Origin of the sequence: Hamadaea sp., from assembly GCF_013362815.1 — a bacterium.
Lineage (GTDB): Bacteria > Actinomycetota > Actinomycetes > Mycobacteriales > Micromonosporaceae > Hamadaea.
Genome location: NZ_JABFVK010000006.1, coordinates 40,520 through 54,613 on the forward strand (window position 1 = coordinate 40,520; position 14,094 = coordinate 54,613).

13 protein-coding genes are annotated in these 14,094 nt (G+C 67.9%); 5 read left to right on the top strand and 8 right to left on the bottom strand.

Annotation, left to right across the window (positions count from 1 at the left end):
• Positions 1 to 14: 14 nt before the first annotated feature.
• The gene (locus tag HOV77_RS02720; RefSeq protein ID WP_290857067.1) at positions 15 to 1,235 is read left to right on the top strand and encodes a threonine/serine exporter family protein; all 1,221 of its coding nucleotides are present in this window, start codon (positions 15 to 17) and stop codon (positions 1,233 to 1,235) included.
• On the opposite strand, the gene HOV77_RS02725 is transcribed toward HOV77_RS02720, so the two are convergent.
• The 8 genes from HOV77_RS02725 to HOV77_RS02760 all read right to left on the bottom strand — a co-directional run bounded on the left by HOV77_RS02725 (position 1,222) and on the right by HOV77_RS02760 (position 9,497).
• On the bottom strand, positions 1,222 to 2,340 hold the full coding sequence (locus HOV77_RS02725) for a glutamate--cysteine ligase (protein WP_290857069.1): 1,119 nt from the start codon (positions 2,338 to 2,340) through the stop codon (positions 1,222 to 1,224). The genes HOV77_RS02720 and HOV77_RS02725 overlap by 14 nt on opposite strands.
• Positions 2,341 to 2,536: 196 nt before the next feature.
• A complete protein-coding gene (locus HOV77_RS02730) occupies positions 2,537 to 3,718 on the bottom strand; it encodes a glycosyltransferase 87 family protein (protein ID WP_290857071.1) in 1,182 nt (393 codons plus the stop codon).
• Between the two features lie 80 nt (positions 3,719 to 3,798).
• Complete coding sequence (locus HOV77_RS02735) at positions 3,799 to 4,380, bottom strand: Uma2 family endonuclease (protein ID WP_290857074.1); 582 nt, start codon at positions 4,378 to 4,380, stop codon at positions 3,799 to 3,801.
• A 151-nt stretch (positions 4,381 to 4,531) separates the two neighbouring features.
• Complete coding sequence (locus HOV77_RS02740) at positions 4,532 to 5,155, bottom strand: GNAT family N-acetyltransferase (RefSeq protein WP_290857077.1); 624 nt, start codon at positions 5,153 to 5,155, stop codon at positions 4,532 to 4,534.
• The gene (locus tag HOV77_RS02745; RefSeq protein WP_290857079.1) at positions 5,152 to 5,688 is read right to left on the bottom strand and encodes an SRPBCC family protein; all 537 of its coding nucleotides are present in this window, start codon (positions 5,686 to 5,688) and stop codon (positions 5,152 to 5,154) included. Before HOV77_RS02745 ends, HOV77_RS02740 begins: the two co-directional genes overlap by 4 nt.
• Positions 5,688 to 6,035, bottom strand: a complete 348-nt coding sequence (locus tag HOV77_RS02750) for a metalloregulator ArsR/SmtB family transcription factor (RefSeq protein ID WP_290857087.1) — start codon at positions 6,033 to 6,035, stop codon at positions 5,688 to 5,690. The genes HOV77_RS02745 and HOV77_RS02750 overlap by 1 nt, the downstream gene beginning before the upstream one ends.
• A gap of 121 nt (positions 6,036 to 6,156) precedes the next feature.
• Positions 6,157 to 7,278: a glycosyl hydrolase 53 family protein gene (locus HOV77_RS02755; protein ID WP_290857088.1), complete on the bottom strand. Its 1,122-nt coding sequence runs from the start codon at positions 7,276 to 7,278 to the stop codon at positions 6,157 to 6,159.
• 287 nt (positions 7,279 to 7,565) lie between these two features.
• Positions 7,566 to 9,497, bottom strand: a complete 1,932-nt coding sequence (locus HOV77_RS02760) for a beta-galactosidase (RefSeq protein WP_290857089.1) — start codon at positions 9,495 to 9,497, stop codon at positions 7,566 to 7,568.
• 265 nt (positions 9,498 to 9,762) lie between these two features.
• On the opposite strand from HOV77_RS02760, the gene HOV77_RS02765 reads away from it, so the two are divergent.
• Genes HOV77_RS02765 through HOV77_RS02780 form a run of 4 tightly spaced genes read left to right on the top strand, consistent with a single transcriptional unit; the run spans position 9,763 to position 13,862 of the window.
• A complete protein-coding gene (locus tag HOV77_RS02765) occupies positions 9,763 to 11,085 on the top strand; it encodes an extracellular solute-binding protein (protein WP_290857090.1) in 1,323 nt (440 codons plus the stop codon).
• A 1-nt stretch (position 11,086) separates the two neighbouring features.
• Entirely contained in the window at positions 11,087 to 12,013 is a 927-nt protein-coding gene (locus HOV77_RS02770) for a sugar ABC transporter permease (RefSeq protein ID WP_290857091.1), read from the top strand.
• Complete coding sequence (locus HOV77_RS02775; protein ID WP_290857092.1) at positions 12,013 to 12,846, top strand: carbohydrate ABC transporter permease; 834 nt, start codon at positions 12,013 to 12,015, stop codon at positions 12,844 to 12,846. Before HOV77_RS02770 ends, HOV77_RS02775 begins: the two co-directional genes overlap by 1 nt.
• Positions 12,846 to 13,862 carry a LacI family DNA-binding transcriptional regulator gene (locus HOV77_RS02780; RefSeq protein ID WP_290857093.1) on the top strand — a complete coding sequence of 339 codons (1,017 nt, stop codon included), beginning with the start codon at positions 12,846 to 12,848 and terminating at the stop codon, positions 13,860 to 13,862. The genes HOV77_RS02775 and HOV77_RS02780 overlap by 1 nt, the downstream gene beginning before the upstream one ends.
• Positions 13,863 to 14,094 lie beyond the last annotated feature (232 nt).

Below are 14,094 nucleotides of genomic sequence, written 5' to 3' on the forward strand. Positions count from 1 at the left end.
CGCACAATGGACGAATGACCGCCGACGCTGACGCCGTCCTCGCCCTCACCACCCGGCTCGCCCGCGCGCTCGTCGCGGGGAGTTTCGAGGGAACGCTGCTGGCCGAGCGCCGGCTCCGGGCGGTCGCCGCCGCGTACGGGCAGCAGGCCGAGGTGGCGGTGCTGCCCGAGTCGGCGACCGTGGCGCTGGACGGGCGGACTCATGTGGTGACTGCGATCCCCGCAATTCCCCTCCTGAATCGGGCGTCCGCGGTCAAGCAGTGGTTCGCCGACGTCACTTCCGGACGGTCCACGATCGACCAGGCCGACCGGCAGCTCGCGGCGATCCAGCAACTGCCGCCGCCGTACGGCCGAATGCTCAAAGTGCTCGGAGTCGTGTTGTTCAGCGTCGGGTTCGGGGTGTCCATCCAGGCCACCTGGCAGCAAGTCGTCTTCACCGCCGTCGCCGGCACGCTGATCGGGCTGCTGGTGGTCGCCACCGACGCCTGGCCGCGGCTCCGGTGGATCGCACCGCTGATCGCCTCGACCGTCGTGGCGATCGCCGCGCTCGCCGCCACGCAGCACGGCTGGATCAGCGGCGGCCCGATACCGTTGCTGCTCCCAGCGCTGTTCGTCTACATTCCGGGCGACTCGATCACCATGGCCATGCTCGAACTCTCCTCGGGGCGCGCGACCGCGGGCGCGGCACGCTTCGCGCAAAGCCTGGCCGCGCTCGCGGTCCTCGCGTTCGGTCCGGTTGCGGCTCTCGTGCTGCTCGACCTGCCGTCGAGCTCCCTCACCGACGTCTCGCCCGCCGCGACGCTCGGCCGGGTCGCGGGGTGGCTCGGCTGGATCGTCTTCACGGTGGGCGTGCTGCTGGTCTTCGGCATGCGGGCACGCGATCTGCCGTGGGCGCTCGCTGTCGTCCTCAGCACGTACGCCGTGCAGCTGCTCGCCGTCCGGGCGGTGGGTGACGTGGCTGGCACGTGGTTCGCGGCCGCTGCGATGACGGTCCTCTGCTGGCTGCTGGACCGGTGGCCGGGCAGTCCGCCGCCCTACGTGATGTTCCTGGGCGCCTTCTTCGTGCTGACCCCGGGCTCCCACGGACTGCGGGGTCTGGACTCCTGGATCGGCGGGCACCCCATCCAGGCCGTGCAGAGCCTGACCGACATGCTCGGACTGCTCGCCGCGATCGCCCTCGGCATCCTCACCGCCGCGACCATCGTGCCCGCGCCCCGGACGCTCATTTCTCGCTGAACGTACGCGTCTCGGCCACGATCGACGCCGTCACCTTGTGCAGCCCCTTGCCGGAGCTCAGCGCCCGTCGCTGCCGTTCGGCCGAAGTCCCGCGCTTGGCGAGCTGCTGCAACGCCTCGTCGACGTACGCGTCGTCCCCGGTGGCTTCCAACGCCGGGCGCACGTGACGCAGGAAACGGCGTACCAGATCATTGGACGCCACCGCGTCACCCGCGACCGCGTCGACCAGCTTGCCCCGCAGCCCTGATCGCGCCGCCCGCCAGGTCGCGCCGCGGAGCAGCTCGTCGGCGACGTCGGGGATCGGGTCGCCGCGCTGCTCCTCCTCGGCCGCGGTGACGACGAGCGCCCGCGCAAGCGCGGCGATGAGCAGCACGTCGTCGAGCATGGGGCAGGCGTCGGCGATCCGGATCTCGAGCGTGGGATAGCGCTGGGACGGCCGGACGTCGTAGTAGATCATGCCGTAGTCGCCGATCACCCCGGCCTCGATGAGCTTGTCCACGCGGCGGTGGTACTCGCCGCGGTCGGCGAACAGCGGCATCGGGCCCGAGGTCGGCCACCGGGACAAGACGATCGCCCGGTAGGAGGCGTAGCCCGTGTCCTGGTTCTGGAAGTAGGGCGAGCCGGCCGAGAGCGCGAGCAACACCGGCAACCAGCCGCGGATGCGCCGGATCAGGTGGAAGGCGAGCTCCTCGTCCGGTACGCCCACCTGCACCTGACAGGCGCAGACCTGCTGCTCGACGGCGAGCCGCCGGTACTCGTCGGAGATGCGGCGGTAGCGCTCGTCGGGGTAGACCGGCGCGGTGACGATCCCGCAGTCGGGCACCGTTCCGGCGGCGGCGATCCACAGCCCGACCTGGTCGCCGGCCCGGATGAGGGTGGAACGCGTGGCCACCAGTGCCTGCCGCAGCTCGGTCAGGTCGTGGCAGACCGGCGTCGCCGTCTCCACCATCGCCTGCTGGAACTCCTGATTCGGCAGCCCGAACACATCGTGCGCACCGAAGGCCGCCAGCAGCTGCCGGGCGCCCGGCGCGAGGCGTCCGGTCGCCGGGTTGAGCAGGTGGAACTCCTCTTCCACCCCAAAGGTCAGCCCGACGCCGCGGTCCATGACTCAACCATGTCAGGTGGGGTCGCCGCGTTCACGCCCAATGCCGGATTCATACCTCGAGACCAGCTTTTATGGTATTAATGCGTCCTCCCCGCGGTCACGCCGGACGAAGCGGAAACGGCGACACCGGCGGCCGCCTCGAAGGCGGCGGCGCGCCGGTGCCCACATCCGTCCATAAAGGATACATAGACGGATCTCACATTGCAATTGCGCGCTCACGTTCGGTGGGCGTCGCCGCGACCGTCGTTTCCATCGGCCTCTTCGTCGCCGGCCTTGCCGCCAGCAGGCCCGCGTACGCCAGGAACGCCAGTCCGCTCAGCAGGAAGCAGTTCGCCACCGCGGTGACCCAGCCGTGCCAACCGTATTCGCCGGGTTCGCCGAAATGCGGAGTCCACCACATCGGCGCGAGGACGAAGATCGCGTACGCCCCCGCCGCAATCCGTCGCCAGCCGTCGCGGATCAGCACGGCGAGGGCCGGCACCACCCAGACCCAGTGATGCGCCCAGGAAATCGGCGACACGAGCAGGCCCGTCATCCCCGTAGTCGCGACGGCGGCCAGCCAGTCCCCCCGCCGAGCCAGCGTTGCGGCGATCGTGAGCCCGACCAGCCCGATCAACAGTGGGATCACCGGATACCAGGAGTCGATGGCGGGATCGTTCGTGAACAGCCGGCGCAGCATCCCGTACGGGGACTGGTTACTGACGTAGGGGGCGCCGACGCGGGACGTGTCGTAGAACAAGTGCAGCCAGTACATCCGGGAGGCGTCCGGCGCGACGAGCAGCCCGAGCAGTCCACATCCCACGAACGTCACCGCGGCGGTCAGTGCGGCTCGCGTACGCCCGGCGACGAGCAGGAACACGATGAAGATCGCCGGAGTCAACTTGATCGCAGCCGCGACGCCGATCCATACGCCGCCGAACCGGCTCGCGGGCCGGCTACGCGACACCAGCCAGACGTCGAGCAGGATCATCGCGAACAGCAGCAGATTGATCTGCGCCTGAAACAGCGTGTGATACACGGGCTCCAGCAGCAATCCGGCGGCAACCGCACTCGCCAGTGACAACCGGGTGACCGGCCGTCCCGCCAGCCGGAGCACGACGGCACACGCCCCGGCGAACGCCGCCACCGAGAGCAGCTGCCAGAGCAGCCGGGCCGGCGTCAACGGCACCACCGACCACGGCGCGAACACGAGCGCGGCGAACGGCGAGTATGTGAACCAATGCGCCAGCGCCTGCTCGGTGTACAGGCGCGCATCGTCCACGATGGCCTGACCACCCCACATGTAGACGGAGAAGTCGAGCGAATCCCAGACGAGGGTGAAGACCACGAGGGCGGCTATCTCGACCGCCAGGACGGCGTACACGGCTCGCTTGATCATGCGAGCCACCCTACACTGCGCGTATACTCTCGGTGTATACGCGGGACGAATAATGCCCTGACCAGTGCGTACGCGCTAGATCAGGGCTTCTCGGTCAGCAGCTGCGAGAGGCGTACGACCCGGACGGGGACGTACGAGCCGCTGCGCAGCCGATAGATCTCCACCGACGCGTCCAGCGGGTCGTCGGCCGTCTCGTCGATGATCCAGTACTCCGGGATGCCCGCCAACGCGTACTCCCGGAACTTGAGCTCTCGGTCGCGGTTCACCGACAACTTGTCCTTGGCCGGATCACCGTCGTGCGAAATGATCTCCACAGCGACCTCGATGGCGGCCGGGTAGAGCTTCCTCGCCCGCGACCGAAGGAGCTCCTCACGGGAGACGGCGACCGCGACGACGTCGGGCCGCCAGATGTTGTCGCCGACCACGACGACCATGTCCTCGGCCGCCCAGGCGTGGCGCCGCTTCAGATAACCCCGGACATCGTCGGAAGTGGCGTCGTGCCACGCGCTGGGGGGCGCCATGATCAGCAAGTCACCGTCTTGGATTTCGAAGGGGACATCGAGATCGATGCTGTCGATGTCGTCAGCCGTCAAGAACCCGGCAGGCACCCAGCCGTGAATCTCGTAGCCGACACGGTCGACCTCCGGCATCACCGCGGTCATGGGCTCCTCCTCCCGGCGCTCCGACGACATGTCCACCCTTCCGAGTCCTCCGACCAGCGGAACCGCGTTGTCAGGTGTCCGACAGAACACCCGTGCGATAACCGGGGTACTTGCTACTCATAGCGTACGTCCAGCTACGACGCGCGGCCGGTCAGGATTCGTCCTCGGTGGCTAGCCGCTGGAACAGGATGTGGTCCTGCCACCGGCCGGCGATCTTCAGGTAGCGCCGCGCCAGCCCGATCCGCTCGAATCCGTTGCGCCCCAGCACTTTCTGCGATCCCGCGTTGTGCAGCATCGTGCAAGCCTCCAGCCGATGGAGGCCCATCTCGCCGAACGCGAGGTCGATCATCGCGGCGACGGCCGCGGTCGCCACACCGCGGCCGTTGGCCGACTGAGCCACCCAATAGCCGAGGTGCGCCGCCTCGACCGGGCCACGCTCGATCATCGTCAGCGAGATCATGCCGACGATCTCGTCCGCACCCTCCCCGGGCTCGCTCTCGGCCGCACCGCTTCGGGCCGCACCGCTTCCGGCGGCACCGCGTTCGGCGGAGCGACTTTCGGCGAGGCCGCCGGCGGGGGCCAGGATGACGCAGCGGTTCTCGGTTCCGGCCGCGCGATTGGCTTCCATGACGGCCAGCCGCAGCTCCGTGCCCTTCTGCGTGAAGAAGGAGTCGTCGCGTACGGGTTCCCAGGGCTGCAAGAAGTCGCGGTTCTCCCGGTAGGCCCGGAGCAACTCCGGAGCGTCGGCCAGCACGGCCGGACGAATCTTGATCATGGGCCGAGCGTACCCCGAAGCTCCTTCGCGTACGCGTCGTGCAAGTCCTGCCAACCGTGTCCCAGGGCGGCCTGCCCCCGGATCGGCGGAACGGGACGGCCGTCGAGCAGCCGTTCGCACACGTCGAGGCAGAGGTGCCAGCCGGCCGCCGCGCGCGGGAGGTCCTCCGATCCTACGACCGTGTGCTTCAGCGTCAGCCGCGTCCCCCACGGAGTCGCCGTGAGTTCCCAGCGCAGCAGGTCGTCATGCCAGGCGTACTCCAGCAACGTCGGCGGTTCGGCGCGCAGGACCGTCGCAGGCAGGTCGACCGCAAGGTCGCCGTCGATCATCGCGAGTGTCGTGGAACCGAGTTCACCCAGATCCCGCTCGGCTCGGAACGGCGCCCACTCGGCCAGTTGAGCCGGGTCGGTGAGAGCGGCCCACACCCGCTCCGGCGGATGATTCAAGTCGCGGACGAATTCCAGGGTCCACCGGCCGTCGTCGGCCCGCGTGGCCGTGGCCTCGCGCATCGGGCCGGGTTCGAAAGTGGTCATCACTCCTCCAGTGCATTCGGATCAAGAGCCGTCCCATCGATCGCTTTCCGATCGAGGTGGCGCTCCAGCGCGTCGAGATGCCGGGGCCACAGCTCGCGATAGGGCGCGAGCCACTCGTCGACGGTCAGCAACGGGGCCGGTTCGATCCGGTACACCCGGGTCTGCGCCGCGATCCGGCTCGTCACGAAACCGGCATCGCGCAGCACCTTGAGATGCTTCGACACCGCAGGCTGGCTCATCGCCAGCGAACCGACCAGGTCCCCCACCGTGCGGGGCGACCGGCGCAACTCGTCGAGGATCCGGCGCCGGGTCGGCTCGGCGAGAACGGCGAACGCGTCAACTGCCACGCCACCTAATATGCCCGCAACGTTATATGCCCGTCAAGGCATGTCCCCCGTTGATCATGAACCTAGGGTTCCGGCCGACGGCGCGCCGGACCTCCTAGGTTCATGATCAACGCGGGAGACGTCAGGGGGTCCAGACGACGTTCGGGTTGATGTGGCCGGTCCAGTTGAAGATCGCCATGTTGTCCCACTCGTCGCCGGTGCCGTTGATGTTCGCCGGGTCCCAGCCGTTGCCGGAGACGGCGTACCAGGTCGGCTCCCAGTAGAAGACCCCGATCGCCCCGGCGTTGCGGGCGGTGTTCTGCACGTGCGTGAACTCGGTGGCCTGCCCCGACCAGGTCGCCGAGTATCCGCTGCACGGCGTGGAGCTGGACACCGCGTTCGCCTGGCTGTCGGCGTTGGCGGAGGTGAACGGGTACGCCGTCTCCATGATCGAGACCGGCTTGCCATACCGGGTACGCGCATCGACGATGACGTTGTACAGATTGGTCAGCGAGCCGTGCCAGAAGCAGTAGTACGACAGGCCCGTGATGTCCCAGGCGACACCCTTGGCCGTGATGCCGTCGTAGAACCAGCGCATGTTGGCGTCGCTGTCGGCGTCGGCCGTGTGGATGATGACCTTGGTCCCGCTGTTGCACGCCTTGGTCGCGTTGTACCCGGCCTTCAGCAGCAGACTCAGGTTGGTGAAGTCGTTGTTGACCACCTTGCCGTCGTTCCAGAGCATGCCGACGTTGATCTCGTTGCCGATCTGGACGCTGTCCGGCGTCGTGCCCTGCGCCTTGAGGCTGTTGCAGACGTCGTAGGTGTAGTTGTACACATCGGTCTGCAGCGTGCTAATGCCATGGCCGGCCCAGGCCGCCGGCTTGTACTGCTTGCCCGGGTCGGCCCAGGTGTCGGAGTAGTGGAAGTCGACGAGCAGGCTCAATCCCTTGGCCTTCACCGTCTTCGCGTACGCCAGCACCTTGGCCTTGTTGTTGTAGCCGCTGGCCGGGTTGTTCCAGATGCGCAGCCGGACGTAGTTCACGCCGAGCGCCTTGAGGATGTCGAGCGGATCACGGGCGACTCCGGATGCGTCGTAGTACGGCGCACCGAGGTCGATCGCGCGCTGCACGGACGAGACGTCCGCGCCGCGCATTGTGAGGGTGTTGGCGGCCGCGGCAGGGGCCGGGGCGGTGAGTGCTCCCGCCGCGACGGCGACAGCTGCCGCGGCGGCGGAGAACGCTCGAGCGAGAGTGGGTCGGAGCATACGGGGAACTCCTCGACAGGGACGGAAGACGCCTCCCGGGCGAGAGGCTTCTGTGAACGTTCACAGTCAAGGAACCAGGGTGGTGGACCGACACCAAGAAATCAATACCGATTTACCTGCACTAATGCCAACGGCCTGCCTGTGCACGTTCACAGAAATGTGCAGACGCGAAGCGTCGCGCCGACGATGGCGAAGTCGATCAGGTCCCCCCGGAGTCGATCAGGGTCCGAGGGACACGACACGCCGGTCGATCACGACCATAGGTTCATGATCAACGGCAAAAAGGGTCAGGCGGGGACGACGGCGACTCCGCCGGCGGGCACGGTGACCCCGTACGCGGTGACCCCGTCCGATCCGTGGTTCACCAGGAATCGCTGCGATCCGCGTACGACCACTTCGAGGGTGTCGGGCAGACCGATCGGCACGTCCACGCCGGCTTCGTCCAGCACGGAGCCGAGCAGGTCGCGCAGGTCCGACGGAGCAGTCGCGACGTACCAGGCGTGGCCGTCGCCGACCGCATGCCGGGTGACGGCCGGGCGGCCCGCGTCGGGTCCACTCGCGAACATCTGAATCTCCGACGCACCGGTGAGATGGACGTGCTCGGACCAGATCCGTCCCACGCCGCCGCCCGACAACGCCACCTGTTCCGCCGTACGCAGCGGATGGAACTCCTCCACCCACAGTCCGAGCGTGTCCCGGAGCGCCCCCGGGTAGGGCCCGACCGGCACGGTGTCGTGCTCGTCGACGATGCCCGAGAAGTACGAGACGACCAGCGTCCCACCACTGTGGACGTACGCGTGGAGGTTCTTCGCCCCGGCCTCCCCCAGCAGATACAGGCTGGGCGCCACGACGACCTTGTACGCCGTCAGGTCCGACTCGGGGTGGACGAAGTCGACGGTGACGTGCTCCCGCCACAGCGCCTCGTAGTACGCGTTGACGCGCTCCCGGAACGCGAGATCGACCGACGGCCGCCAGTCGAGTTCGAGCGCCCAATAGGACTCGAAGTCCCAGACGACGGCCACCTCGGCCGGGACCTGCTCTCCGCGTACCCGTGAAAGGGCCGGAAGCTCCGCGCCCAGCGCGACCACGTCCCGCCACACCTGCGTGCCCGTCCCACCTTGCGGGACCATCGCGGAGTGGAACTTCTCCGCACCGAAGCGCGAGGCGCGCCACTGGAAGAACAGCACGCCGTCCGCGCCGCGCGCAACATGCGTGAGGCTGTTGCGCCGCAGCTCGCCGGGGCCCTTCGCGAGGTTGCGCGGCTGCCAGTTCACCGCGCTGGTCGAGTGTTCCATGATGATCCACGGCCGGCCGCCGCCCAGCGACCGCGCGAGATCGGCGGACATCGACAAGATGATGTGGTTGTCCGGCTCTTCGGCGTTGAGATAGTGGTTGTTGGAGACCACGTCGACCTCGCGGGCCCACTTCCAGAGATCCATGGACTTGCAGTTGGTCGTCATGAAGTTCGTGGTGACCGGAATGTCCGGAGTGATCCGCCGCAAGATGTCACGTTGCAGGGTGTAGCAGGCCAGGTGCTCGTCGCTGGTGAAACGGGCGAAGTCCAGACGCTGTGCGGGATTGACGGCCGTGTGGTTGTGCCGCGGAGCGTCGATCTGCGCCCAGTCGGTGTAGCGCTGGCTCCAGAAGATCGTGCCCCACGCCTCGTTGAGCGCCTCGAGATCGCCGTACCGGGCACGCAACCAGTCCCGGAAGGCGAGAACACTCGTCGGGCAGTAGCACTCGCCGAGGGGCGCGCCGTACTCGTTGTGGACGTGCCACAAGACGACCGCGGGATGGTCGCGGTAGTGCTCGGCCAGGGCCGTCGCGAGACGCGCGGTGGCCGCGCGGTACTCGGGCGAGCTCGGGCACGAGTGTTCCCGCCCGCCGAATCCGACTTGTACGCCTTCGCGCGTGACCGGCAGACTTTCCGGGTACGCCTGGACGAACCACGCGGGCGTGGCCGCCGTCGGTGTGGCGAGATCGACGGTGATCCCGTTGGCGTGCAAGCGATCCACGATCTCGTCGAGCCAGCCGAACTCGTACCGGCCTTCGGCCGGCTCCAGCAGGGCCCAGGCGAAGATGGCGAGGCTGACCATGGTCACCCCGGCCTCGCGCATGAGCTCGACGTCTTCCAGCTGCACCTCTCGGGGCCACTGCTCGGGGTTGTAATCGCCGCCGTAGGCGATTCCCGCAGGGCGTGCCGGAAAACGTGCCGTCACGGCACCCTCCTCGTTCTGATCCAGCCGTGGTGAAACGCTGCTCTGTTCTGTGAACGTGCACAGTAGCGAACGAGCCGCTCGGGCGGTAGATCAGGTCGGAGCCTCCCAGCTCACATTGTGCTTGAGCTGCGAACTTAACGGCTTCGCAACGCCCGCTTGACTCGGCCGAAGCGATGACACACACTGTTCGGCACCTGTGAACGTTCACAGACGCAGATTCTGGCTTCGCATCTCCCCTAGCCCCCTCTCTCATGCCGGAGGAACAATGCCCTACGGACTCCCCCGCCGTTCTGCGCTGGGCCTGCTGCTCGGCGCCGCGGGCGCGGTCGCTCTCGGTGGCGTCGCCGCCTGTTCCAGCGACGACGACAAGTCTGCGACCACCCCCGAGGAGACCGGTCCGGTCGAGCTCACCTATTGGACCTGGGCGCCGAACATGGACAAGATCGTCGAGGTCTGGAACAAGGCGAACCCCAACATCAAGGTCACGATCAGCAACCAGGGCGGCGGCAACGAGTCGGCGGCGAAGTTCCTGACCGCGGCGAAGGCCGGCAACGCGCCCGACATCATGCAGGCCGAGTACCAGATGCTGCCGTCGTTCGTCGCCGCCGAGGCGGTCGCGGACATCAAGTCGCTGGTCAGCGGCGCGAAGCCGGCCTTCAGCGACGGCCTCTGGGGGCTGGTGACGCTGGGCACCGACGCCGTCTACGGCCTTCCGCAAGACAGCGGCCCCATGGGTCTGTTCTACCGGGTCGACCTGCTGGAGAAGTACGGCGTCGCCGTCCCGAAGACCTGGGACGAGTACGCTGCCGCCGCCCGCAAGGTGCACGCGGCCGACAAGTCGGTCTACTTCGGCGGGTTCTCCAACAAGGACGGCGGCTGGTTCGCCGGCTTGTCCCAGCAGGCCGGCGGCCAGTGGTGGTCGATCGCGGGCGACACCTGGAAGGTCGGCATCAACGACGCCGCCACCACGAAGGTCGCCGACTTCTGGGGCGGGCTCGTCAAGGACGGCGTCGTCGACACCCAGGCCTGGTGGTCCAACGAGTGGAACGCCGCGTTCACCAACGGCAAGCTGCTGACCTGGTGCTCGGCCGTCTGGGCGCCGGGTGTCCTGTCGAGCAACGTGCCCAGCACCAAGGGCAAATGGGCGATGGCCCCGCTGCCGCAGTGGAACGCCGGCGAGAGCTTCAGCGGATTCTGGGGCGGTTCGGCGGCGTCGATCTCGGCCTCGTCCAAGCACAAGAGCGCCGCCGCCAAGTTCCTGACCTGGCTCAACACCGACCCCGCAGCGGTGGACCTGCTCGTCAAGCAGGCTCAGGTCTACCCGGCCGCCACCGCCGGGCAGTCGTCGCTGTCGACTCCCCCGGAGTACTTCTCGAACCAGGCGAGCTTCTGGTCCGACGCCGCCGCGATCTCCTCCGGTGCCCGGGGCTTCACCTTCGGCCCGGACGTCAACGCCGCGTATACCGCGTACGAGGACTCCTTCGGCAAGGCCATCCAGGCGAAGTCGTCGTTCACCGACGCGCTCACGTCGGTGCAGCAGGCGACGATCGCCGACATGACCAAGGCCGGGTTCAAGGTCGCTTCCTGACATGTCGCCGCGCACTCCACGGACCGGCGCCCGCTTTCGGGCGGGCGCCGTCCCCTATGTCTTCCTCACCCCGGCGATGGCGCTGTTCGTCGCGTTCTTCGCCGTCCCCATCGGGTACACGCTCTACCTGGGCACCCGGGGGACCAAAATCAGCGGCCTCGGTCTCGGCAAAGGCTCACGCCGCGAGGTCTCGGTCGGCTTCGACAACTACAAAGCCACGCTGACCGACCACGAATTCTGGGCGGGCTGGCTGCGGGTCCTCGGCTACGGGGTGGTCGTCCTCACCGTGATGCTCGGGCTCGCAGTCCTGTTCGCCCTTCTGCTGGACTCGGCGCACGCCAGGCTCAAACGCCTGTCCCGCATCGCGATCTTCCTGCCGTACGCCGTGCCAGGCGTGGTGGCCTCGTTGCTCTGGGGTTTCCTGTACCTGCCGAGCCTGAGCCCGATCCACACCGTGCTGCACTGGTTCGGCATCCAGGCGGACTTGTTCGATCCCGACGTCGTGATGTTCTCGATGGCCAACATCGCCGTCTGGGGCGGCACCGGGTTCAACATGCTCGTCCTCTACACCCACCTGCGCTCCATCTCGCCGGAGTACTACGAGGCCGCCCGGCTCGACGGCGCGAGCGAGTTCCAGATCGCCACCCGGATCAAACTGCCGATGCTTGTGCCGTCCCTCATCCTGACCACGGTGTTCTCCATCATCGCCACCTCGCAGGTGTTCACCGAGCCCATGACGCTGCGGCCCATCTCGAACACCATCAGCTCCACCTGGAGCCCGCTGATGACGGTCTTCACCCAGGCGTTCAAGAACCTCGACCTGTACTCGGCCGCGGCGACCTCGATCGTGATCGCGGCGATCTCCCTGGTGTTGTCCTTCGGCTTCCTGCGCGTCGTCCGCAAGCGAGCCTTCAGCGAGGAGTCCTGATGCGCCGCCGGATCGGCCTCACCCCCACCGTCCTGCTCCTGCTCGGCGCGGTCTACAGCCTGCTGCCGGTGGCCTGGGTGCTCGTCGCCGCCACCAAGTCACGCGCCGAGCTGTTCTCCAGCAACGCGTTCCAGCCCGGCACGGGCCTGTGGGACAACCTCGTCGAGCTCAGCAATCACCGCGACGGCATCTTCTGGCGCTGGACCCTGAACACCGCCTTGTACGCCGGCGTCGGCGCGCTGCTCTCCACGATGGTCAGCGCACTGTCGGGATACACGCTGGCCAAGTTCAGCTTCCGCGGCCGGAACCTCATCTTCAACCTGCTCATCGGCGGCATCCTGGTGCCCGCGGTCGTCCTGGCGATCCCGCAGTACCTGCTGCTCGCCAAGATCGGGCTGGCCAACACCTACTGGTCGGTCCTGTTACCCGGCATCCTGCACCCCTACAGCATCTACCTCGCCCGGGTGTACGCCGGCGCAGCCATCCCGGACTCGATGCTCGAAGCGGCCCGGATCGACGGAGCCGGCGAGTTTCGGCTGCTCAACCGGATCGCGATGCCCATGATGGTCCCCGGGCTGGTGACGATCTTCCTCTTCCAGTTCGTCGCGATCTGGAACAACTTCCTGTTGCCGTTCATCATGCTCGCCGACGACACGAAGTTCCCGCTCACCGTCGGCCTCTACACCTGGCTCGCGACCGGCGCCAACCAGCCCGCGCTGTACACCCTCGTCATCACCGGCGCGCTCCTGTCGATCATTCCCCTGATCGCACTCTTCCTGACCATGCAACGCTACTGGCGTACCGACCTCACGAGCGGAGCTGTGAAAGGCTGATGCACGTGAGCCCACGCGCCTCCCGTCCCACCATCCACGACGTCGCCCGCGTCGCCGGAGTATCCCGCGGCACCGTGTCCCGGGCGCTCAACGGCGACGCATACGTCAGCGCCGCCGCGCTGGCCGCCGTCCAGCGAGCGGTCGCCGAGACCGGCTACGTCGTGAACCGAGCCGCCCGCAGCCTGGTCACCCGGCAGACCGGCTCGGTGCTGATGGTGCTCTCGGAACCGCAGGAGAAGCTGTTCGAAGACCCGAACTACAGCACCCTCATGCGAGTGGCGATGCGCCGCCTCGCCCAGCGCGACATCTCACTGGTCATCATGTTGTCGGCCAACGACGGCGACCGCGACCGCGTGATCCGCTACGTTCGCGGCGGGCACTGCGACGGCGTACTGCTCGTCACGACGCACTCCGGCGACCCGCTGCTGGACGAGCTGGGCCGCGCTCACATCCCGGCCGTGACCTGCGGCGAGATCCCGGGCGGGCGGCATCAGGTGCCGTACGCCGCAGCCGACGACCGCGGCGGCGCCCAACGGGTGACCCAGTACCTCGCCGACTCCGGCCGCCGCCGGATCGCCACCATCACCGGCCCACTCGACACCCCCGGCGGACTCCTACGGCTCGAAGGGTTCTGCGACGTCCTCGGGCGCAAGGCCACCAAGAAGCTCATCGCGTACGGGGACTGGACCCGCCACAGCGGCGAAGTCGCCATGACCGAACTGCTCGAACGGTCGCCCGACCTCGACGCCGTCTTCGTCGGCAACGATTTGATGGCGGCCGGCGCCCTCGCCGCGCTCCGGGCCGCCGGTCGCCGGGTGCCCGAAGACGTGGCGGTGGTCGGGTTCGACGACTCCTCGGTGGCCATGTCGACCCATCCGCTGCTGACCACCATGCGCCAGCCGCTGGAGCAGGTCGCCGAGGAGACCGTACGCCTCCTGCTCGAGCTGATCGACGGAGCCGAGACCGTCGAGTCCGTCGTTCTGCCCACCGAGCTGATCGTCCGCGAATCCGCCTAGCCCTCCTCCTGCTTGTTCCCTGCGCGCTTTCCCTGCGGATCACGGTTATGCATGCCATCGGGGGCAGGTTTAGCCTGCATATCCGTGATCCGTCGGTCGCCTCAGCGGATTTGCGGTAGACGAGGCGGCACGCCGCGTGACGGTAACCTTCGACGTGCTGACGCTCCCGGTGGAGGGCCCCGCACCGGAATCTGCGCTCACCGCGCTGGTCCTCGATGGAGTCAGCCGCATC

Bases quoted from the DNA above. Each gene is read 5' to 3' on its own strand.
- HOV77_RS02720 (WP_290857067.1), top strand. From the start codon at position 15: ATGACCGCCGACGCTGACGCCGTCCTCGCCCTCACCACCCGGCTCGCC.
- HOV77_RS02725 (WP_290857069.1), bottom strand. From the start codon at position 2,340: ATGGACCGCGGCGTCGGGCTGACCTTTGGGGTGGAAGAGGAGTTCCAC.
- HOV77_RS02730 (WP_290857071.1), bottom strand. From the start codon at position 3,718: ATGATCAAGCGAGCCGTGTACGCCGTCCTGGCGGTCGAGATAGCCGCC.
- HOV77_RS02735 (WP_290857074.1), bottom strand. From the start codon at position 4,380: ATGACCGCGGTGATGCCGGAGGTCGACCGTGTCGGCTACGAGATTCAC.
- HOV77_RS02740 (WP_290857077.1), bottom strand. From the start codon at position 5,155: ATGATCAAGATTCGTCCGGCCGTGCTGGCCGACGCTCCGGAGTTGCTC.
- HOV77_RS02745 (WP_290857079.1), bottom strand. From the start codon at position 5,688: ATGACCACTTTCGAACCCGGCCCGATGCGCGAGGCCACGGCCACGCGG.
- HOV77_RS02755 (WP_290857088.1), bottom strand. From the start codon at position 7,278: ATGCTCCGACCCACTCTCGCTCGAGCGTTCTCCGCCGCCGCGGCAGCT.
- HOV77_RS02765 (WP_290857090.1), top strand. From the start codon at position 9,763: ATGCCCTACGGACTCCCCCGCCGTTCTGCGCTGGGCCTGCTGCTCGGC.
- HOV77_RS02770 (WP_290857091.1), top strand. From the start codon at position 11,087: ATGTCGCCGCGCACTCCACGGACCGGCGCCCGCTTTCGGGCGGGCGCC.
- HOV77_RS02775 (WP_290857092.1), top strand. From the start codon at position 12,013: ATGCGCCGCCGGATCGGCCTCACCCCCACCGTCCTGCTCCTGCTCGGC.
- HOV77_RS02780 (WP_290857093.1), top strand. From the start codon at position 12,846: ATGCACGTGAGCCCACGCGCCTCCCGTCCCACCATCCACGACGTCGCC.